Origin of the sequence: Devosia sp. Leaf420 (assembly GCF_001425445.1) — a bacterium.
GTDB lineage: Bacteria > Pseudomonadota > Alphaproteobacteria > Rhizobiales > Devosiaceae > Devosia.
Window position 1 is genome coordinate 30,592 of the sequence record NZ_LMQU01000015.1, and the last position, 20,220, is coordinate 50,811.

At 61.2% G+C, this 20,220-nt stretch carries 18 protein-coding genes; 12 read left to right on the plus strand and 6 right to left on the minus strand.

The genetic code is table 11. The features are described 5' to 3' along the window. Positions 1-85: 85 nt before the first annotated feature. Both ASG47_RS19035 and ASG47_RS19040 read right to left on the minus strand, forming a co-directional pair. Positions 86-694 carry a response regulator transcription factor gene (locus tag ASG47_RS19035; RefSeq protein WP_200913620.1) on the minus strand — a complete coding sequence of 203 codons (609 nt, stop codon included), beginning with the start codon at positions 692-694 and terminating at the stop codon, positions 86-88. Continuing rightward, complete coding sequence (locus ASG47_RS19040; RefSeq protein ID WP_162236056.1) at positions 694-2,013, minus strand: sensor histidine kinase; 1,320 nt, start codon at positions 2,011-2,013, stop codon at positions 694-696. The genes ASG47_RS19035 and ASG47_RS19040 overlap by 1 nt, the downstream gene beginning before the upstream one ends. Before the next feature lie 306 nt (positions 2,014-2,319). On the opposite strand from ASG47_RS19040, the gene ASG47_RS19045 reads away from it, so the two are divergent. The 6 genes from ASG47_RS19045 (at position 2,320) to ASG47_RS19070 (ending at position 9,558) form a co-directional block, all read left to right on the plus strand. After that, a complete protein-coding gene (locus tag ASG47_RS19045; protein ID WP_061911827.1) occupies positions 2,320-3,924 on the plus strand; it encodes a peptide ABC transporter substrate-binding protein in 1,605 nt (534 codons plus the stop codon). A 64-nt stretch (positions 3,925-3,988) separates the two neighbouring features. Then, positions 3,989-5,746, plus strand: a complete 1,758-nt coding sequence (locus tag ASG47_RS19050; RefSeq protein ID WP_061911828.1) for an ABC transporter ATP-binding protein — start codon at positions 3,989-3,991, stop codon at positions 5,744-5,746. Between the two features lie 11 nt (positions 5,747-5,757). Next, a complete protein-coding gene (locus tag ASG47_RS19055; protein WP_061911829.1) occupies positions 5,758-6,687 on the plus strand; it encodes an ABC transporter permease in 930 nt (309 codons plus the stop codon). After that, the gene (locus tag ASG47_RS19060; RefSeq protein ID WP_061911830.1) at positions 6,684-7,568 is read left to right on the plus strand and encodes an ABC transporter permease; all 885 of its coding nucleotides are present in this window, start codon (positions 6,684-6,686) and stop codon (positions 7,566-7,568) included. The genes ASG47_RS19055 and ASG47_RS19060 overlap by 4 nt, the downstream gene beginning before the upstream one ends. 2 nt (positions 7,569-7,570) lie before the next feature. After that, positions 7,571-8,776 (plus strand): aminotransferase class V-fold PLP-dependent enzyme, encoded by a 1,206-nt coding sequence (locus tag ASG47_RS19065; RefSeq protein WP_061911831.1) that lies wholly within the window; start codon positions 7,571-7,573, stop codon positions 8,774-8,776. Positions 8,777-8,832: 56 nt separating this feature from the next. Then, positions 8,833-9,558 carry a FadR/GntR family transcriptional regulator gene (locus ASG47_RS19070; protein WP_061911832.1) on the plus strand — a complete coding sequence of 242 codons (726 nt, stop codon included), beginning with the start codon at positions 8,833-8,835 and terminating at the stop codon, positions 9,556-9,558. Between the two features lie 16 nt (positions 9,559-9,574). Here ASG47_RS19070 and ASG47_RS19075 read toward each other — a convergent pair whose 3' ends face one another. Then, a complete protein-coding gene (locus ASG47_RS19075; RefSeq protein WP_061911833.1) occupies positions 9,575-11,029 on the minus strand; it encodes a xylulokinase in 1,455 nt (484 codons plus the stop codon). A 117-nt stretch (positions 11,030-11,146) separates the two neighbouring features. Here ASG47_RS19075 and ASG47_RS19080 point away from each other — a divergent pair, with 117 nt between their 5' ends. Genes ASG47_RS19080 through ASG47_RS19090 form a run of 3 tightly spaced genes read left to right on the plus strand, consistent with a single transcriptional unit; the run spans position 11,147 to position 14,605 of the window. Then, positions 11,147-12,079: a substrate-binding domain-containing protein gene (locus ASG47_RS19080; RefSeq protein WP_061911834.1), complete on the plus strand. Its 933-nt coding sequence runs from the start codon at positions 11,147-11,149 to the stop codon at positions 12,077-12,079. Positions 12,080-12,120: 41 nt separating this feature from the next. Continuing rightward, complete coding sequence (locus ASG47_RS19085) at positions 12,121-13,641, plus strand: sugar ABC transporter ATP-binding protein (RefSeq protein ID WP_061911835.1); 1,521 nt, start codon at positions 12,121-12,123, stop codon at positions 13,639-13,641. Between the two features lie 4 nt (positions 13,642-13,645). Next, on the plus strand, positions 13,646-14,605 hold the full coding sequence (locus ASG47_RS19090) for an ABC transporter permease (RefSeq protein WP_061911836.1): 960 nt from the start codon (positions 13,646-13,648) through the stop codon (positions 14,603-14,605). Between the two features lie 65 nt (positions 14,606-14,670). Here the strand turns inward: ASG47_RS19090 and ASG47_RS19095 are convergent, their stop codons facing one another. Continuing rightward, entirely contained in the window at positions 14,671-15,843 is a 1,173-nt protein-coding gene (locus ASG47_RS19095; RefSeq protein ID WP_244487140.1) for a hypothetical protein, read from the minus strand. Positions 15,844-15,986: 143 nt separating this feature from the next. Between ASG47_RS19095 and ASG47_RS19100 the strand changes: the two genes are divergently transcribed. Next, positions 15,987-16,433 (plus strand): DUF305 domain-containing protein, encoded by a 447-nt coding sequence (locus ASG47_RS19100; protein ID WP_061911837.1) that lies wholly within the window; start codon positions 15,987-15,989, stop codon positions 16,431-16,433. A gap of 39 nt (positions 16,434-16,472) precedes the next feature. Here the strand turns inward: ASG47_RS19100 and ASG47_RS19105 are convergent, their stop codons facing one another. Further along, positions 16,473-17,045 carry a TetR/AcrR family transcriptional regulator gene (locus ASG47_RS19105; protein ID WP_061911838.1) on the minus strand — a complete coding sequence of 191 codons (573 nt, stop codon included), beginning with the start codon at positions 17,043-17,045 and terminating at the stop codon, positions 16,473-16,475. Between the two features lie 122 nt (positions 17,046-17,167). Between ASG47_RS19105 and ASG47_RS19110 the strand changes: the two genes are divergently transcribed. Beyond that, on the plus strand, positions 17,168-18,355 hold the full coding sequence (locus tag ASG47_RS19110; protein ID WP_244487141.1) for an alpha/beta hydrolase: 1,188 nt from the start codon (positions 17,168-17,170) through the stop codon (positions 18,353-18,355). On the opposite strand, the gene ASG47_RS19115 is transcribed toward ASG47_RS19110, so the two are convergent. Then, positions 18,352-19,035: a glutathione S-transferase family protein gene (locus ASG47_RS19115; protein ID WP_061911839.1), complete on the minus strand. Its 684-nt coding sequence runs from the start codon at positions 19,033-19,035 to the stop codon at positions 18,352-18,354. The two genes, ASG47_RS19110 and ASG47_RS19115, sit on opposite strands and share 4 nt — an antisense overlap. A gap of 233 nt (positions 19,036-19,268) precedes the next feature. Here ASG47_RS19115 and ASG47_RS19120 point away from each other — a divergent pair, with 233 nt between their 5' ends. Further along, positions 19,269-20,219, plus strand: coding sequence for a hypothetical protein (locus tag ASG47_RS19120; RefSeq protein WP_061911840.1), 951 nt, complete (start codon positions 19,269-19,271; stop codon positions 20,217-20,219). Position 20,220: the final 1 nt, after the last annotated feature.

The window sequence follows — 20,220 nt, forward strand, 5'->3', positions numbered from 1 at the left end:
AAATTGCCTCCGGCGCTGTTGCGAGGCATTTGAGGGCAGGGCGCTCTGAGCACCATGGCGAGGCCTGCCGAGGACTTCCGTAGTTCTACGGAGTGGCGGCGCCGGCCGCGTTCCAGACGCGGGTCAATTCGACCACCGAGGTCGTTTCGATCTTGGCGCAAATGGAGGATCGATGGCTTTCGACGGTTCTTGGGGATAGCTCAAGCGCCAACGCGATGTCCTTGGTCGCGAGACCTTTGGAGATCAAAGCAAGGACGTCGCGCTCACGCGGCGTCAGCCGGTCCAGCAATAGGCGAAATTCGGAATGTTCGGCGTTCCGCTGCGAGATTTCAGAGAGCACCTCCTGGCCGCGCTGGATCGCCTCGATCAGGTCTTGCTCGTCGACAGGCTTGGTCAAAAAATCCACCGCGCCGTTTCGAAAGGCACGACGGCACGCATCGATATCGCCATGGCCGGTTATGAGCACCGTCGGCCAGGCAATGTTCCGACTGCGCAATTCCTCTTGCAGTTTCAGCCCGGACATTACCGGCATGCGCATATCAAGAACGACGACGCCGGCACCGAGATGAGGCAATTGCGCCAGAAAGCTCATTGGGCCTTCAAAGCTGAAAACCTTCAATCCAACGGTTTCAAGCAGCAGTGCCAGAGCTTTGCGCACGGCAGGGTCGTCATCGATGAGGTGAACGATGTCCATCACTCTGCTCTCCCTGAAACCGGCAGGACAATCCGGAAGGTAGTGTTTTCGCTCTCGACATAACTCAGACTGCCGCCCATACGCTCGACGAGCCGCTGACACAAAGCCAGCCCGAGCCCCATGCCGGCAGGTTTGCTGGTTATGAATGGCTCGAACAGATGCGCCTTTACACTGTCGTCCACGCCCCGTCCGGTATCCACGATATCGACTACCGCCGTCTCGCCATCGCGCCGCGTTGACACGGTGATTGTTCCCCTAGCGTCCGCGATGGCGTCCATGGCGTTGCGCACCAAGTTGAAGATGACCTGTTCCAGTTGAACCGCGTCGGCCCGAACCGTCAGCAGCGGATCGGCGTGAACCTGCACCAGGTTGATGTGCCGCGCCGCGAGATCGCCCCGCACCAGACTTTCGACACTGCTTATCGCGTCAGCCAAGGAGACCACCGCGGACTCATGATTTTCAAGCCGCACCCATTGACGCAGCTTGGCAAGGATTGCCGAGGCGCGCTTGGTTTGAAGGATAGTCTCGTCCAAGATTGGTTCCAGCACCGCCACGTCGCCGCGCGCCAGCAGGCGGCGCCCCGCCTGCGCCTGACTTAGGATTGCGGTCAGGGGCTGGGTCAATTCATGCGCAATCCCGCTCGCCATCTCACCCAGTCCATTGACGCGCGAAGCATGTTCAAGACGCGCAAGATTTTCGCCACGAAGCGCGCGGCGCTCAGCGCGACGGGCCGTATGCCACTGCTGCCAGGCAATGAGAGCGAGGCAGTAAATAACAAGCGTCAATCCGCTCACCGCCAGCGTGGGCCAGATTGGCAGGAGCGATGTTAGTTCCGGAACAACCGTTGCGGACAGGACCAGCGGTTGGCTCGCGCTTTCCAAGGTCCCCACAAATTCGGGGTCTGCAATTGGCGGTCCCACCAGCAGCGTGCCACCGGGCAAAGCAAGGTTCGCGACGATATCGCCGAGGTCTTGCGGGAGCAGATCGCCTGCGTCGATCGTCAGGTCGACACCACGTCCCTCGCTCACAGTGATGAAACTATACTGCTCTCCCCGCCCGGCTTTGAGCCCACTCGTCTCGGATGACGTGGCCTCGATTGAAATCACACGTGGGTAAGCGGCCTCGATTGCCTCCGCGGCATCCTGAAACATTTGTCCGTCGCCGGATTGCAGGATAGCGGCCAAGGCCGTCGAGAGGGCGATGTGCTGCTCAACGAGAGCGGATGCCCGACCCTGAAGAGACAGCGCAGTCGCGTCAAAACTCTCATAGGCATTCGCCAGGTTCCAGATGAGGACGCTGGCCCCCGCGGCGAGAACCACCAAAATTCCGGAGATGACGGTGAGGAGACGAGCGCGGATCATGAGCCTTCAATAGCCGAGCATCAACCGGACCTAAAGGCAATCCAACGGGATGCAGACGAGAGCGCGGATTCACGCCTTGCCAAGTCCAGTTCTATTTGTCAGACATATGTCATTAGACCATTGTTAAGGAAATCAGATCGCGCGCAGCGCCGGACCTGAGGGGGGTTCGGCGTCAAGAGAGCGACCGTCTCTTGCTGGCCAAATGCCTGCACCGACGGCGCATGAGGGAACGTCCATCTGGCTCTGGATTAAGGAGGGAGCTCTATGAATACACTTGTGAGACTGGCCGGCGTGTTGGTCGCCGCCACGGCGCTTTCAATACCGGCATTCGCCCAAACGACTGTTGTTGCGCCAAGCGGCAGCACCGCCGGCACCTATATGGACTACATGAAAACGGTCTACGATCGCGGCACCGGCTCTGAACTGCTGCAGATCCCGATCGCGACCTTCGACAAGGAATTCGAACTGACGCCGATGGCGGCGGAAAGCTGGACCCAGTCGGAAGACGGTCTAACGTGGACGTTTAAACTGCGCTCCGGCCTTGTGTGGTCGGACGGCGAGCCGCTGACCGCTGAGGACTTTGTCTTTGCGCTCCAGCACGCCGCGACATCCGGCTACGATTTTGCCTGGTATTGGGACTTCGCCGGCGGCATCAAGGGTTGGAAGGAAGTCACTGAAGGCACGGCAGACGTGTCGACCCTTGGGCTCAAGGCGGTCGATGATCTCACAATCGAAGTGACGACGGTCGCGCCAAAGCCCTATCTGCCATCGGTGACGAGCCTTTGGTATCCCGTGCCGAAGCACAAGGTCGATGAACTGGGTGACGATTGGTCGCTCGATGTCTCGACCATCGTGTCCTCGGGCCCCTTCGAAATCGAGAGCTGGGAAAAGTCGAACAATTCCGTCGTTCTGACCAAGTCCGATACCTATACGGGCCCTTGGTCGCCAATGATCGACCGGCTCGAACTCGATCCGACGCTCAATGCGCCTGAAGTCGGCCTCCCGGCCTTCCTTGCCGGCGATGCGGACTATTCCTTCCTCAATACCGGACAGGTGCCCGTCGCAACGTCGCGTTATCCCGACGGCATCCGCAAGAACGCGGTTTTCGCGACCTCGTACATTTCGTACGATCTCGATGCCGCGCCGTTCAACGACGTCAATGTCCGCCGTGCCTTCTACTATGCGGTCAACCGCGACGAGCTGACCTCGACGGTCCTCAAGGACATCGCCATTCCGGCCGGCTCGATCCTGCCGCCCGGCTATCCTGGCTACAATCCCGATATCGCGGCGGAAGCCGTGTTCGATCCGGAAAAGGCCAAGAAATTCCTCGCCGATGCGGGCTTCCCCAATGGCGAAGGCTTCCCGGATGTCGAAATCTGGTACCGCGACGAGGGCGGATACAACAAGGCGATCGTGCCGGCCATGGCGCAGTATCTGCAGGCCGAGTTCAAGGAAGTGCTGGGGATCACCCTCAACATCCGCGCTTTGCCAGGGCCCGAATGGATGGATGGTCTTCGCGGCAAGAAGAACAATATCTTCATTGCCCCTTATGAATACGACTATCTCGATCCGTCCAACTTCTACGGCATCTTCTACAATGGCGGCCGCCACGGCTATTTCATTCCCGAATATGATGAGATCGTCGCCAAGGCCGATAGCGAGAGCGATTGGGACACGCGCTACAAGCTCTATGCGGAAGCCGAGCAGCTCATGATCGACCAGGGCCTCATCGTGCCACTGGTGCATCCGGTGACCATTGCGGTGGTGTCCGATCAGTTGACTGGCGATGGCGTACAGCCAAATTCGCTGGGCTTCACTCAGCTCGATCGTCTCGGCCACTACTTCTTCACGCACATCACGAAGCAGTAGTCGCTCCTCGCCCAACGCGCTTCCCGGCTTTGATCGGGAGGCGCCCTCTACCAAGGGCCTATTCATGCCTCTCGTCGAAATCGAAGGCCTGCGCGTCAGCTTTCGCCAATATGGTGGCCGGGTCGATGCGGTTCGCCATGTCAGCTTCAGCGTCAATGAAGGCGAAAGCGTCGGCATTGTCGGGGAATCCGGTTCCGGTAAATCCGTGAGCTGTTCAGCGCTGCTGCGGCTGCTGCCCGCGACCGCGGAAGTTGAGGCAATCACGTTGCGGCTCGATGGCGTCGATGTCCTCAAGGCAAATAGGGAGGACCTGGCGCGGCTGCGTGGTCGTTCCGCGGCCATGATCTTTCAGGATCCGATGACGGCCTTTGATCCGGTCTTCACCATTGGCCATCAGATCGCCGAGACAATTCAGGCGCACCGGAAGATCGGCAAACGCGAGGCTCTGGCGGAAGCCGAGCAGCTTTTGCAGCGGGTCGAAATCAAGAATGCAGCCGATGTTCTGAAATACTATCCGCATCAATTATCCGGTGGCATGTTGCAGCGCGCCATGATTGCCATGGCACTGTCCTGCCGTCCGAAACTGCTGATTGCCGACGAGCCGACCACGGCGCTCGACGTCACCATTCAGGCGCAGATCCTGCAGTTGATCAAAAAAGTGCAGGCCGAATTCGGCATGGCTCTCATCATGATCACCCACGATCTCGGCGTCATCGCCGAAACAGTTGATCGGGTCGTCGTCATGTATGGCGGCGAGATCATGGAAGAGGGGCCGGTTACCGAAATCTTCGAAGCACCCAAGCACGCCTATACCAAGGCGCTGCTGGCGAGCCTTCATTCGCGCTTCGAACCATCCAAGGGCGACCCGGACGCGGTGGCGCCGGCGCTCGAATTGCGCGGTCTCGCGAAATCCTATCACACGCGCCGCCGCAGCGGTTTTCGCGTCACTCACGGCGAGTTCCAGGCGGTAAAGTCGGTCGATGTGGTCCTGCCGCGCAACCGGATCGTGGCTCTGGTGGGGGAGTCCGGTTCTGGCAAAACCACAACCGGCCTCATGGCCATGCGCCTGACGGAGCCGAGCAGGGGCAAGATCCTGGTCGATGGTACCGATATTTCGGGGCTGGACGCAGCGGCACTGATCCCCTTCCGAAAGCGCATGCAGATCGTTTTTCAGGATAGCTATTCCGCGCTCGATCCGATGATGACGCTGAGCCAGATCATCGCTGAGCCGCTCCATATTCACGGGATCGGTTCATCGCGCGAGCAAACCCAGAAAGCGCTCGCTTGGCTCGAACGGGTGGGGCTCCCGCGCAATTTTGCCAGCCGCTACCCGCACGAACTGTCCGGCGGCCAGCGCCAGCGCGTCGCCATCGCCCGGGCATTGATCCTCGAGCCCACCGTGCTCGTCGCTGATGAACCAACCTCGGCGCTCGACGTGACGGTCAAGGCGCAGATCATCAATCTCCTCAAGGACCTGCAGGCCGAACTCGGGCTGTCGATCCTCTTCATCAGCCATGATCTGTCGACGGTCAAATCGCTCACCGACAGTGTCGTCGTCATGTATCGCGGCCGGGTTGTGGAGGAAGCGCCGACCGCGCGTCTCTTCGCCGATCCGCGACATCCCTATACCCGCGCACTGCTCGATGCGATCCCGGCGACCAATCCGCGCGAAAAGCGGCAACGCACATTCCTCACCGCCGAGGAAATCCGCGCCGGCACCCCGCGCTATACCGTCATCCAGACCGGCTCCGCCCCCAGTCCCGATCCGCAACTCGTCACCATCGCCCCAGGACATCGGGTCGAGGCGATCGTGACCACGTGAGGAGATAAGCGATGCTAGGCCATATCATCCGCCGCGTCCTCTCGGTCGCTTTCACCTTCATCATCGTGTCGGTCATCATCTTCCTGATGATGCATTCCGTGCCCGGCGGGCCGTTCGATGCCAATGACATGCCGGTCTCCGAGGCCGTCCGCGCCAAGATGATGGCGCAGTGGGGGCTCGATCAGCCGCTGCATGTGCAATATTTCAATTACATGTGGGGCGTCCTGCACCTCGATTTCGGGGTGCCGTTCCAGAGCCCAGGCGAAACCGTCGTCGAGCTCATTTCCCGCGCCTGGGTGCCAAGCCTAGTCCTTGGCGGGTTGGGTGTGCTGATCGGGGCGCCACTCGGCATTCTGCTCGGCATGGCCGCAGCCCTGAACCGCAATTCCTGGATCGATTATGTCGCCTCGACCGTCGCGACCCTTGGGCTCACCATCCCGGTCTTCGTGACCTCGATGCTTCTTATTTTGATCTTCGCGGTCTGGCTTAACTGGCTTCCGGCAAGCGGCTGGCCGCAGCCCAATCGTTGGATCCTGCCGATCGCCTGCTATGCCGCGATCCCGCTCGCGACCTATGCGCGATATACGCGCTCGGCGGTGCTCGATACGCTCAATCGCCCCTTCGTCACCGTGCTGCGTGCCAAGGGCCTCAGCGAACGTCGCATCATCTTCCAGCACGTCATGCGCAATTCTGCCATTCCGCTGGTTACGGTGTTTCTGCCCATGTTCATCGGTACGGCCACGGGCTCGATCTTTGTCGAAGCCATGTTCCGCGTCCCGGGTCTCGGCGCTTATTTCGTCTCGTCGATCCAGGTGCGCGATTACACGCTTCAGATGGCGCTGATGCTGCTCATCACCTTTATGTACTGCATTGCTTATCTCCTCTCCGACATCGCCTATGCGCTCCTCAATCCGCGCATCCGGGTAGGAGGCGCCGAATGACCGATATCAGCGCGCCGGTTCCTGCCGTCCGTATGCGTAGCCCGCTCTGGTTTGCCTGGCGGCGGTTTCTTTCGAATAAGGCCGCCGTCGTTGGCGGCGCGGTGCTCACGGTCCTCATCCTGATGGCGATTTTTGCGCCTCTGATCACGCCCTATGACCCGGAGGCACAGAGCTTCCTCACCGAAGCGCTTGCCTTTCCCTCTGCCCAGCATTGGTTTGGCATCGACAATCTCGGCCGCGATTTCTATTCGCGCGTCGTCTATGGCGCGCGCGTTTCCCTGACCATCGGCTTCACGGCCGCCCTCTTTAGTGTGCTCGTCGGCATTCCTCTCGGCGCGCTTGCCGGCTATTTTGGCGGCCGCGTCGATTGGACCATCATGCGGGTCATTGAGATATTCTCGGTGGTTCCGCCTTTGTTGGCAGCCTTATTGCTCGGCGCGATCACCCGCGGTGGTTATGGCACCATCGTCTTCATCGTTGCACTTTTTGGCTGGGTGCAGGTCTGCCTCCTCGTCCGCGCGCAGATAAAGGCCTTCCGCGAGAAGGAATTCGTTCGCGCCGCCCAGGCGCTCGGTGCTTCGCCCTGGTATATCATCCGGCGCCATCTCATCCCCAATTCGATCAGCCCGATCATCATTGGCTTCGTGCTGTCCATTCCGCTCGCCATGATGCTCGAAGCCAGCCTCAGTTTCCTCGGCGTCGGCGTTCCCCCGCCCACGCCGACCTGGGGGCAGATGATCAATGAAGGCATCGACTTCATGTTCTTTTACTGGCACCTGGCCGTCTTCCCGACCGCCGCGCTTGCCATCACCGTGCTCGCGACCTCGCTTTTCGGCGATGGCCTGCGCGACGCGCTCGATCCGACCCTGAAAGGCCGCTAACCGTGTCCGACAATCTCGCCCGTCAGTTCCTCATCCGCGAGGACGTGACCTTTCTCAATCACGGCTCTTTCGGTGCCTGCCCGCGTCCGGTGTTTGAAACCTATCAGGCGTTTCAGCTTGAGCTCGAGAGCGAACCGGTGGAATTCCTCGGTCGCCGCCTCAACGACCTGATGCGCACGCCGCGCGAGGCCGTTGCGGCAGAATTGGGCGCGGCCCCAACCAATATCGCCGCGGTCATGAATGCGACAAGCGGCCTCAACGTCGTGGCGCAGTCGCTCCCGCTCAAGCCCGGCGACCAGATCCTGACGACCGACCACGAATATTCAGCGCTCGAAAAGACCTGGGCTTATGTCTGCCGCAAGACCGGCGCCGAAATCGTCGTCGTAAAAGTGCCGATGCCGCTGGTTTCCGAGGACGCCTTTACCGACGCCATTATCGCCGGCATGACCGACCGCACCAAGGTCCTGTTTCTCAGCCACATTACCTCGCCAACCGCCTTGGTCTTCCCCATCGCGCGGTCCATTGCCGAGGCGCGTAAGCGCGGTATTTGGTCGGTCATCGATGGCGCCCATACGCCGGGCCATATTCCACTGTCGCTCGATGCGCTCGGCGCCGATTTCTATTCCGGCAATTGCCATAAGTGGATGATGACCCCCAAGGGCTCGGCCTTCCTCCACGCCCGCCCCGAAGTGCAGGGCCTGCTCGATCCGCTCGTGATCAGTCACGGCTGGACCAAGGAGTCCAAGGAGCCCGGCGCGCAGGGCGCCTTCGGCAATTCGCCATTCATCGATGGCATCGAGGTTCAGGGCACGCGTGATCCCTCGGCCTGGCTCACCGTGCCTGCAGCGATCGCGTTCCGGAAGGAAAACGACTGGCTCTCGATTGCCGATCATTGTCGGCAATTGGCGCAGGACACTGCGCGCCGGCTTGGCGAATTGACGAGTCTTGCTCCGCTCAGCAGCCCGGAATTTTCGGCCCCGCAAATGGTGGCCATGCCCATCCCCGAATGCGACACAGCCGAAATTCACAAGCTGCTCTTCGAGCGCTATCGCGTCGAAATTCCAGTGTTCAAATGGCAGGACCATTGCATCGCCCGCCTCTCGGTTCAGGGCTACAATTCCAAGCCGCAAATGGACAAGCTGATCGACGCCCTCTCCGAGCTTCTCGATCTCGGATCGTTGCGAGGTCGTGCAGCAAGCCAGGGCTGACAAAGTAGGCAAACTGTGGTGAAAGGTGGCCCGCGCCGCTGTGAAGGAATGACGCCGTGAGCCAGGCAGCACTCGACTATCTCGAGCCGCTCGAAACCCGCACGCGTGGCGTAGCGGTGCTCGATGCGCTTGCCGATATGGTCGAGAGATCGGGCCTCACGATTGGCGATCGTCTTCCGCCCGAAGTTTCGCTTGCGGCAACTCTCGGCGTCGGCCGTTCCACCATCCGCGAAGCGCTCAACCGCTGGGAAGGCCTCGGCATCATCCGCCGCCGCCGCGGCGATGGCACCTATCTTTCGGCACGCGTCCAGACCTCGCGCGGCCTCGTCCCCACCATGGTGCGGCTTGAAGGCGAAGCGTTGCTGCGCCTCCTTGAAATCCGCCGGACGCTTGAAAACGACGTCGTCCGCAAGGCGACGATAAAAGCGACGCCGGCCCAGCGCGAAGACATTGGGCGTCTCTGCACGGCGCTGCTCGTCGATGTCGATGCCGGCCTCCCTTGGCGCAAGGCCGACCACGCTTTCCACGGCGCCATCTACGACGCTTCCGGCAATCCCATGTATGGCCAGCTTCTGGTCAATCTCGACGATGCCCTCGAGCGTGGCGGCAAGTCACCCTTTTCGGCCGATGCCTTCGGCCTCGATTCCTTCCCGATCCATCGCGATCTGGCCGACGCAATCCTTGCTCAAAACCCCGATGCCGCCGTGGATGCCATCGGCCGCATCATCGATGTGGTCGAGCGCGAAGTGCAGGCCATCATCGATGGCGACAAGCTGAGTTGAAGTTCAGCACCATCGGCTATCCAAATCGCTGATTGAACGCCCGCAGGTCCTGATAGAGCGCGCGATAGTGTTCAAAACGGTCGGTATAGAAATTGACGCGTTTAGGATCCGGCTCGAAGCTGCGCTCGAATTGGACGAGCCTGCGCACCGCATCCGGCAGCGATGGGAATGCTCCGCTCCCCACGCCCGCGATGATCGCAGCGCCAAGCGCGGCTGCAGCGGGAATGCTGGTGCGAGTCAGGGTTTTTCCCAGAACGTCGGCGCGGATCTGGCACCAGATATCGGAGCGCGCGCCGCCACCGCTAATGCGGATGCGTTCGGGGCTTATGCCCGCTGAACCTTCCAGCGCCTGGAACGCCCAGCGCACCGAGTGCGCCACCCCTTCCATCACCGCGAGCGTCAGTTGCTCGGGGCCGGAATTGGTATCGAGCCGCGCGAAAACGCCCCGGGATGAGGCGTCCCAAATGGGCGCGCGTTCCCCAGCGAGGTGCGGCAAGAAGATCGGTGTGGTCTCGGTGAGCGTCTCCGTCGAAGCGCGTTCGATCAAGTCTGCCGGCGAGCGGCCAAGAAGCGTTGCGAGCCAGGTCATCGACGCGCCACCCGATTGGGTTGGCGCGGCATGCATGCGGATACCCTCATAGGGCGGAAACAGGATTACGCCCGCCGTTGGGATAACCGTATCCGAGACGATACCGGGGATTTCGCTGGTCCCCGATTGATACATGGCATCGCCATTGGCAACGACACCGCAGCCGAACATGCCTGCCCAGGCATCCATGGCGCCAACCATAACGGGGGTGCCGGCAAAGGGGAGCCCGGCATCCATGCGCCCCACCTGATGATGAAACGGGTAAAGCGGTGGCAGTTTGGCCGCGGCTGAATCGACGAGGGCGAGGAGCGCATCGACATAGCGCCCAGCCGTATCGACCAGCCCCACGGCCGCGACCGCATCGCTCGCCACTTCACCGGTCAGCTTGAGTGCGATGAAATCCTTGGGCAACAGCACATGCCGCGTTGCGTCCCAATTCTGCGGCTCCGTCCGGGCGACGAAGGCCATGCGGGAGAGGGCGTGACTGGCGTCGATCGGCACCGGTCCGCCAAACCACGCGTTTTTTTGCTCAATGCTCACCTGTCGGTCGAGCTGCGCCGCGTCGTCCGCCGCCCGCGTGTCCTGCCAGGTGATACCGGGCCGCAGCGTCTCTCCCCGCGCATCGACAAAGACGTGGGAATTGACCTGCGAGGTCAGGCCGATGCCTATCAACCGCGACGGTTCTACCATTTCGGCGAAATGTCCAAGTGCGCCGAAAACGCCGCGGAGCCAATCTTCCGGCCTTTGCTCGGCCATGCCGGGGCTGGTACGAAAGGTGGAATGGGGATGCTCGAAGCTTGCCAATTGCTGACCCAATGCATCGATCAATGTGGCTTTGGTTGCCGTTGTCCCGATGTCGATCCCGATCAGGCAAAATTCCATGCCCGTTCTCCCCCGAATCCAGCTTGCCGTCCGGCAGGCGCCCCTTATAGTGCCTTGAAGCACAAGGATAACAACCGCCCGCTGCCCCGCTGGCGGAGATAGCAGGAGGGCTGTCTCGTGTCGCTCAATAAATCCACCCTGGCTTTAGCCGGTATTCTTCTCGCGACGACCGCTCTTGGCACAGGCGCTGCCTTTGCTCAGGCCAAGGTCGCCATCGTCACGCCCTATATGGCTCAGCCCGGCACCCAGTTTTACGTCGAAGCCTTCCAGGCCGTCGCCGACGAAAATGACTGGGACGTCAATGTGATCGATACGGCCGGCGATGTTGCCGCCGTCATCAGCCGTATGGAAGATCTCGTCGTCCAGAACGTCGATGCCATCGTCATCAATGTCGATCCGACCCAGGTGACCGCTGGTCTCCAGGCCGCCAAGGATGCCGGCATTCCCGTCTTCGGCATGGATGCCGGCGCCGATCCGCTGCTCGTCACCAATGTGACGTCCAATGGCTATGCCATGGCCGCCGAAACCTCGACCTATGTTGCCGATCGCATCAAGGGCGAAGGCAATGTCGTCATGTTCGTCTTCGAGGCTTTCCCGCCGGTGCAGGTCCGCGGCGTTGTCGCCGATGCGGTCTTCGGCAACTATCCCGATATCAAGGTGCTCGATCGCGTGACCCCGGACGTCGCCGATGGCGGCATTGCCGATAGCCGCGCCAAGATGGAAGCGATCCTCGCCGCCAATCCCGAGCCGGGCAGCATTAAGGCCGTCTGGGCGGCATGGGATCAGCCAGCTCTCGGCGCGCTGCAGGCCATCGAAGACGCCGGTCGTTCCGGCGAAGGCATCGTCATCACCGGCATCGACGCCAATCCCCAGGCCCGCGAAGCCATCGCCGCCGGCGGCAATTTCGAAGCCTCCGTCGCCCAGGATTTTTCCGGCATCGGCGCGACCACGGCTGATGCCGTTGCCCGCGTACTGGCTGGCGAAGAAATCCTGCAGTCGGTCACCTATGTGCCTACCAAGCTGATCACCAAGGCTAACGCCACCGAGTAATTGGTCACTTGTCCGAAACAGCTTTAGGGCAGGGGCCGGCTATGGCCCCTCCCATCCCGCTTCTCTCCGCCACATCCGTCACCAAGGCCTATGCCGGCGTTCCGGCCCTGTCCGGGGCCAGTCTCGTCGTTGCGCCAGGTGAAATTCACGCCCTTATGGGCGAAAATGGCGCTGGCAAATCGACGCTGATCAAAATCCTCGCCGGTGTCGTCGCTCCGGACACGGCCGATATCGCGATCGACGGCACGCCGGTCAGCATCGAGTCGACCAAGGCTGCATATCGCCTGGGCCTCCGTTTTATCCATCAGGAATTCAACGTCGTCCCAACCCTGTCTGTCGCCGAAAACATCTTCATGGGCCGCCGCTATCCGCGCCGCGCCGGCATTTTCGTCGATTGGGCGGAGTTGAACCGTCAGGCTCAGCGCGCGCTGGATCGTTTGGGCATCGACCATATCGACCCGCGTCAGAACCTTGGCACGCTCGGTCTTGGCGATCAGATGCTCGTCCGCATCTCCGCCGCGTTGCTCGACGATGCCAAACTCTACGTCATGGACGAGCCCACAGCCGCGCTCACCGCCGACGAGAGCCAACGCTTGTTCCGCGTCCTCCGCGAAATCCGCGCCTCCGGCAGCTCGGTTCTTTACGTCTCTCACCGCCTCGACGAGGTGATGATGCTTTGCGACAAAGCCACCGTGCTGCGCGACGGACGCTCGATCGATAGCGGCGCCCTGACCAACATCACCCACGACGATCTCGTCGCCCTGATGATCGGTAGAAAAGTCGAGGAAGCCTATCCCAAGGCCGTCGTCGCGCCGCGCGAGGCCACCGTCTTTTCAGCCACTAACCTCGTCAGCCCCGGCCTCAAACCCACCAGCTTCTCTCTCCGCGAAGGCGAAGTTCTGGGCATTGCCGGCCTCTCCGGTTCCGGCCAAAGCGAACTCATCCGCGCCATTTTCGGCGATGCCCGCATGACCGCGGGCACAATGTCCCTCGGCAACGCGCCCTATGCGCCGTTCTCCCCCGCTACTGCCTGGCAAAGCGGCGTGGCCTATGTCCCGCGCGAACGCCGCGCCGAAGGCCTCATCATGCGCCGGCCGATCTACGAGAACATCACGCTTGCGCACCTCAAGCGCCAGAGCAGCGCCGGTACCTGGCTGACCCCCAACCGCGAAAAGCGCTTTACCGCCGACCTCGGCGCCAATATGCGCCTCAAAGCCGTCGGTCCGGGTCAGGACGTCATCGAACTGAGCGGCGGCAATCAGCAAAAGGTCGTCTTCGCCAAGGCGGTCGCGGGCGATCCGCGTTTGTTGCTGCTCGAAGAACCCACCCGCGGGGTCGATGTCGGCGCCAAATTCGACATCTATTCCATCATCCGCGAGCGCACCGCCAAGGGTTCTGGCGTCATCCTCGTCTCCTCCGATCTCCCCGAACTGATCGGCCTTTGCGATCGCATCGCCATCATGCGCGATGGCGCCATCACCACCATTGTCGACGCCGCAGGTCTGCGCGAAGACGATCTCGTCAATCTCTGTTATGGCCGGACCACCGGCATGGTTGCCTAAGAACATGGTCTTCATCCGCCGCTATGGCACCCTGATCGGCTTCGTCGCCATCCTCGTTTTCTTCTCCGTCATGCTCCCCGGCACGTTCCCGACGGCGCGCAACTGGCTCAACATCACCCAGCAGACCTCCATGCTGATGGTCGTCGCGGCCGGCATGACGGTCGTCATGGTCATGGGTGATTTCGATCTTTCGGTCGGCTCTGCCGCGAGCCTTGCAGGCATCGTCGCAGCCCTGATGATGGTCGCCGGTCAACCGATCTGGGCCGCCGTTTCGGTTTCGCTTTTGGTCGGCCTCCTCGGCGGCGCCTTCAATGGCGCCATGGTCAGCCTTGTCGGCATCCTCCCGTTCATCGCGACCCTGGCGACCATGACCATGTTTTCGGGCCTCGCCTTTGTTGTCAGCGGCGGCAAGACCATTTCGGGCCGCGCCATCCCCGAGGACTTTGGCAATTTCGCCCGCGCCGGCATTCCGCTCGGCGAATGGGGCGGCGTCGCCATCAGCCTCCCCAATCTCTCCATCATCGCTATCGTGGTAATCCTCGCGGTCTGGGTCCTTCTCGAGCAAACCACCTTCGGCCGCCGCCTCTACGCCATCGGCGGCAATATGGAAGCCGCTCATCTGAGCGGCATTGCCGTCAAGCGCCTCAGGCTCATCGCCTTCTCGTTGACTGGTCTTGCCGCCGCCGCTGGCGGTTTGATGTATGCGAGCCGCGTCGCCTCGGCCAATCCGGTCCAGGGCAGTGGCCTCATGCTCAATGCCATCGCCGCGGTCTTTCTCGGCACCACCATGAGCCGTCACGGCGAGCCCCGCATTCTCGCCACTGTCGTCGGGGTCATCGTGCTGGGCGTCCTCGACAATGGCCTCACCCAGATGAGCGTCGATAGCTATATCCGTCAGGTTCTTGTCGGCGCGCTCATTCTCGTCGCCGTCGGCGCCGGCTCAATCGGCCAAAAGCGCCGCTGAGATCGGTAGCCATTTGCCATTAAGCGAAACAACCCCGCCGAAGCGGGGTTGCTGGGGTTCAGTGCTCAGGGCTGGGGCGAGTGCACCATGCCATGGGGTTGTTCGGCGTTCGGCATATGCGTCAGGAGTTCGGTATTGGGCGCCAGCGGTTCTGTCCGCACGGCATCGCCGTAGAACACCGTGTGTAGCCCCCAATAGCTTCCCGCAATGATCACCATGGCAGCGAGGAGACCCGCAGGCACTGCGCCAATTGCCGGCATCAGCGTTTTGAGGCGTGGGCCCGATGGCGTCGGATCGGCAGCTATCAGGAACAGCGTGCCCATTATCAGGGCGTGACCGACGAGATCGATACGGCCGAAGGGATAGACCGCGGTGGTGAAAATCACCAGCAGCGCCACGGCCGACAGTCGGCGAATCAACGGCGTCCAAAGAAGGCCAAAACCCATGGTGAATTCAGCGACGCCCGCCATGGGAATGAACGTGTCCCGCGGCATGCCGAAGGTCAGGTAGGGCCGTTCTTCGACAAGCGGATAGAACCATTCGGCATAGGCGAACTTTTCAAGGCTCGACCACATCAGCGCAATGGCGACACCCCAGCGAAGCACGGCAAATCGGTGCTTATACCACTTGCTCTCCGGAGCGCTGGCAAGCGCCAGATATCCGGCGACGCCGACGCCAAGCGCCAGATAGTCGAGCAGGTGGAAGAAGTCATAGTCGCGCAGCGCAATGACCCAGAGCCCGATAATGCCCGCCGCAGCCAGCGGCATGGTCCGGCGCGAGAATACCAGCAGCGCGATCAGCAATTGCAGCCACGAGACCCACTCATTGGGCGTTTGCAGGTCTGGCGTCAGATAAACCCCGCCAACGGCAAAGATCGCGACGAAGAAGGCACCGATAATGGCCCGCATGAAATCGTCCGACCGGGTCCAGAGCGGCGCGCTCGCCCAGTCAAGTCCGCTGCTGACCGCGCTGCCAAACTTGCCTTTTGCAATGACGACCGTTGCCGCGAAGAAGGCAAGGACCAGCACAATACCGAGCCAGAACCAGCCATTGGCCAGCGTGCTGGTGATCGGGGCAGGCGCAGCGCCCACCACGTAGGGTGCAAACCATTTGACATGGGCATAAGCGGGCGTTGCGGCGCCGAACCCCGCGAGAAGAACGCCGAGCGGTAGGCCCAGGGAAAGCCGGCGTCCAGCCCCCCTGCGCAGTGTGGCGACGGTTCCTTGGTGCACTATCACTTGCGACTCCATCAGTTCTGCAACGACTGCAGCTGAGGCCGGCATAAACGTGCATCGCCCATGCATCCTTGATCTCGATCAAACGGCTCGGGAAATGGGCGCGGCATAGTCGGGCTAGCAACGAGGCCCAGGAGTCTGAGAAAATGGACGTGATGAAGTGGGGTGCGGCAGGAATTCTGGCGGTCGCTTTTGTCGGTGCGCTGTTCGTGCGCGATCAGCCTGCGGAGGCTGCGGCTCAACTCCCTCTGCCGCCCATTTGCGGCGATGCCAGTGCCGACCATGGTGGCGCTTCGATGCAGGAGCACATCGACATGATGGCAGCCAATGCCGATCCTGCCCATGCGGCGCTGCTCCAGACCATGGAGCCGATGCATTCGGATATGATGCGTGGCATGACGCCGACCGATTTTCAGACCGCCTTCGTGTGCAGCATGATCCCGCACCATCAGGGCGCGGTCGCGATGGCAAGGGTCGCCCAGCAATATGCCAATGATCCCTGGATCAAGATGTTTGCTCAGGAAATCATCACTACGCAGCAGGTGGAAATCCGCCAGATGCAAGCCTGGCTGGCGCGCTTGCCGGCTCAATAGGAAAGGCGAAGGCGACACCTCCTCAAAGTCGCTGTGCGACTAGGCGGCCCATTGCTGAGCGGCCATTTCGGACAGTGCCTCGAACACTGCTGGGCTCCGCTCGAGCCGCGCGACCGTTCGCGCGCCCTCGAGCGAGGCCACCAGCGCGGCTGCCGCAGACCTTGCCTTCCCGCCACTCAGCCCGCACCCCTCGAAATGCCGCCTTATGATCTCGGTCGAGGTCGCAAAGCCTTGGGCCACCCGTTGTGTGAGGTCGGCATCGAGGGCCGGCAGTTCATTAGCAAGGTTCTGCATCAGGCATCCATATCGGAAGTCGGAGGCCTTCATGTCGGCGGCGAACGACCCAATCAGCCTTTGCGTAAAGCCCAGCGCATCGCCTGTTGTCTCCGCCGACACTGCCTGAATAACGGCAATGCGCTGCGCGACATAGCGATCGATCGCCTCTTCTGCCAACTGCACCTTCCCCTTGGGAAAATGAAAATAGAACGAACCCTTGGGCGCCCCGCTTTCCTCAAGGATTTGGGTGAGGCCGGTGGCCGTATAGCCCTGAAGACGAAACAGGCGAATAGCTGCAGCGATGGCATTTTCACGGGCGTCGGTTTTGCGGGTCATACGGTGTCCTACCACAAGAGCCTTGACCATACTATACCAACCGCCATAGTATGGTGATCGCCATAGTTGTTTGGCTCACGCAACTCGACGCGTTTACCGCCTATGAGAGAGGTGCCGATCAAATGGATTTCACAGATATTCAGGGCGCGCTGCCGGCGGCAATTCGCTCGCGAATGATCCCAGCGGTAAATGGCCTCGATCTTCATATTCTTGAAGCCGGGCATAAGGAGACCGGACGCCCGCTGGCGCTGCTTCTCCATGGGTTTCCGGATCTCGCCTATGGTTGGCGCCATGTGATGCCGCTCCTAGCAGAGGCCGGCTACCACGTCGTTGCGCCCGATCAGCGCGGCTATGGTCAAACCACGGGATGGTCGGCCGATTATGATGCGCCTCTCGCGCCCTTTGGCATTCTCAACATGGTGCGCGATACACTCGCCCTGGTTGCGGCCTTGGGCTATTCCCACACGTCCATGCTGGTCGGACACGATTTCGGCTCGCCCATCGCGGCCTATTGCGCCATCGCCCGCCCCGATGTGTTTCCTTCAGTCGTCCTGATGAGCGCGCCCTTTCCCGGCGTGCCGGCCTTTCCCTTCGACACCGCCGACAAAGCCCCGCAGCCCCAGCCAGCACAGTCCCCGGTGCAGCAATTGGCGGCCGGCCTTGCCGCGCTCGATCCACCGCGAGAGCTTTATCAGCACTATTTCGCATCGCGCAGCGCCAGTGATGATCCGCAAAATGCACCAGAGGGCCTCCGCCAGTTTTTCAGGACCTTCTTTCACGTCAAAAGCGCCGATTGGGCCGGCAATGCGCCGCATCCGCTCAGCCCCGCAAGTCCTGAAGCATTCGCCGCACTGCCCACCTATTATGTGATGGAAAAGGGGAAGACGATGCCCGAGAACGTCGCTCCATTCCGTCCTTCAGACGCAGAGGTTGCCGCCGCCCACTGGCTCACCGAGCCTGAGCTCGATGTCTATGTCGAGGCATTCTCGCGCACCGGCTTCCAAGGCGCGATGCAAGGCTACCGTGTGCTGTCCGACCCCGCACTCGGCGCCGAGCTGCGTCTCTTTTCCGGCCGGACGCTCGATGTGCCATCGCTCTTTATTGGCGGCGACAAGGATTGGGCACCCTACATTTCGCCCGGTGCGCTGGACCTAATGCAAACTACATCAACGACGCAACTGAGGGATGTCGCGTTCGTTGAAGGTGCGGGGCACTGGATCCAGCAGGAACAGCCCGCACAACTCGCTCGCCTACTGGTCGATTTCGCGGCCAAAGTTGGAGACGGTGGCCCGAAATCCGAAAAACGCTAGGCTGCATCGCTCTCGTTTTGCGGAAACATCGCCTTGCGCGAAGTTGCATCGAGGTCGGATTTGAATGTGTGAGCCGCTTTCAGCTCCAGCGCCTTTTGCACCGCGGGACGCGACGCCATTTCCGTCATGAACCTTTGGACATTGGGATAGGCCGAGAGCCCTGCATCGCCAAAGATGAAGCCTGCCGAAGCGGCCCATCCCCAAAGAGCCATGTCAGCGATCGAATAGGTCTCCCCCGCTAGATACTGGGCGCTGCCAAGGCGGTCGTCGAGCACCTCATAGTGCCGCGCCACTTCCTTGGTATACCGGTTGACGGCGTAGGGCAGGTGCTCGGGAGCGTAATGCATGAAATGGATGGCCTGGCCGGAGAAGGGCGAAAGCCCAGTTGCGACCAGCTCGAGCCATGAGAGCATGGCGGCATAGTCGCGCCGGTCTGTCGGCACGAAAGCGCCGTGCTTGTCGGCCAGATAGAGCAGAATGGCGTGAGAGTCGAAGACGATCGTGTCGCCGTCCACAATCGCCGGCACCTTGCCATTGGCGTTGATCGCCCGAAAGCCAGGGAGGTGCTGCTCGCCCTTGAAGATGTCCACCGGTTTGACCGAAAAGGGGAGGGCGAGTTCGTGCAGCAACACCGCAACCTTCATCGAATTCGGCGTCGCGTGAAAATAGAAATCGAGCATTGATGTCTCCTGTCTGAGCCGCGGTTTCGGGCTCATCTGCGGCCGAAGATGCCCCCGCGGCGCCTGACCCGGAAATCGATACGAAGATTTGCAGCTATCGCTGAGATCGATAGCTGCCCCTGCATTTGATCTCAGTAAGCCATCGATTTGATCGATAGCTCCAATCGCCGAGCCGCGTTTCAAGCCTGGCGGAGCGTGTCCTAGATCATGGGCATCATGATCGAAAGGACCGCATGATGATCTCCTGCACTTTGCTCGCCGGCGTTGCAAGCGCCGCTCTTCTCTCTCTGGCAGTGCCCACCACGGCTGCCGATATCGGCTTCGCCTCGGACCGCTCCTATCCCGAGAGCCTCACCTTTTCGGCCGAACAGGACGTATTCCTGCTCGGCTCCGTCACTCAAGGGCTGGTCGCCAAACTCGACCGGACCGGCGCCTACACGCCGTTTATCGCCGACGACAAGCTGGTCTCGACCGTGGGGCTACTGGTCGATGATCAGACTGATACGCTCTGGGTGACCAATTCCGATCCCGGAGCCGGGGCACGCACCAGCATAGCTACCCAAGGGAAACTCGCTGGCGTCGCGACATATGACGCCAAATCCGGCACGCCAAAGGACTATTACGATCTCGGCGCGCTCAGCCAAGGCACGCATTTTGCCAACGATATCGCGCTCGATGCTGCGGGCAATGCCTATGTGACCGACAGCTTCGCGCCGATCATTTACAAGATCGACACATCGGGGAAGGCGTCGATCTTTGCGCAAGACCCACAGTTCTGGTCCGAAGACGGCTTCAATCTCAACGGCATTGCCGTGCATGAAGACGGCTATCTAATCGTCGGCAAATACAACAGCGGCGAACTGTTCCGGGTGAGCCTCTCCGATCCAACGGACATTTCGAGTGTGGCCTTGCCCGAGCCACTGCTTGGCGCAGACGGTATTCATCTCCTCGATGGAGAACACCTGCTTGTCGTCCAGAACCTGGGGTCTGATCGGACAGTCGAACTGACCTCCACCGATGGCTGGAAATCTACGACCATCACGCGCAGCGAAAAGAGTGAACTCTCGATGCCGACCGCGGCGGTCGAGGCCGGAAATGGGGTCTACGTCCTCAATTCGCGCCTCGACACCCTCTTCGACCCGAAGTCCGAAAAGGTGGGCGACTACCTGCTTCAGCAGTTCTGAG

Excerpts from the sequence above, each read along its gene's own strand:
- ASG47_RS19035 (WP_200913620.1), bottom strand. The coding sequence starts at position 694 with ATGGACATCGTTCACCTCATCGATGACGACCCTGCCGTGCGCAAAGCT.
- ASG47_RS19045 (WP_061911827.1), top strand. The coding sequence starts at position 2,320 with ATGAATACACTTGTGAGACTGGCCGGCGTGTTGGTCGCCGCCACGGCG.
- ASG47_RS19050 (WP_061911828.1), top strand. The coding sequence starts at position 3,989 with ATGCCTCTCGTCGAAATCGAAGGCCTGCGCGTCAGCTTTCGCCAATAT.
- ASG47_RS19055 (WP_061911829.1), top strand. The coding sequence starts at position 5,758 with ATGCTAGGCCATATCATCCGCCGCGTCCTCTCGGTCGCTTTCACCTTC.
- ASG47_RS19060 (WP_061911830.1), top strand. The coding sequence starts at position 6,684 with ATGACCGATATCAGCGCGCCGGTTCCTGCCGTCCGTATGCGTAGCCCG.
- ASG47_RS19075 (WP_061911833.1), bottom strand. The coding sequence starts at position 11,029 with ATGGAATTTTGCCTGATCGGGATCGACATCGGGACAACGGCAACCAAA.
- ASG47_RS19085 (WP_061911835.1), top strand. The coding sequence starts at position 12,121 with ATGGCCCCTCCCATCCCGCTTCTCTCCGCCACATCCGTCACCAAGGCC.
- ASG47_RS19090 (WP_061911836.1), top strand. The coding sequence starts at position 13,646 with ATGGTCTTCATCCGCCGCTATGGCACCCTGATCGGCTTCGTCGCCATC.
- ASG47_RS19100 (WP_061911837.1), top strand. The coding sequence starts at position 15,987 with ATGGACGTGATGAAGTGGGGTGCGGCAGGAATTCTGGCGGTCGCTTTT.
- ASG47_RS19105 (WP_061911838.1), bottom strand. The coding sequence starts at position 17,045 with ATGACCCGCAAAACCGACGCCCGTGAAAATGCCATCGCTGCAGCTATT.
- ASG47_RS19110 (WP_244487141.1), top strand. The coding sequence starts at position 17,168 with ATGGATTTCACAGATATTCAGGGCGCGCTGCCGGCGGCAATTCGCTCG.
- ASG47_RS19115 (WP_061911839.1), bottom strand. The coding sequence starts at position 19,035 with ATGCTCGATTTCTATTTTCACGCGACGCCGAATTCGATGAAGGTTGCG.
- ASG47_RS19120 (WP_061911840.1), top strand. The coding sequence starts at position 19,269 with ATGATGATCTCCTGCACTTTGCTCGCCGGCGTTGCAAGCGCCGCTCTT.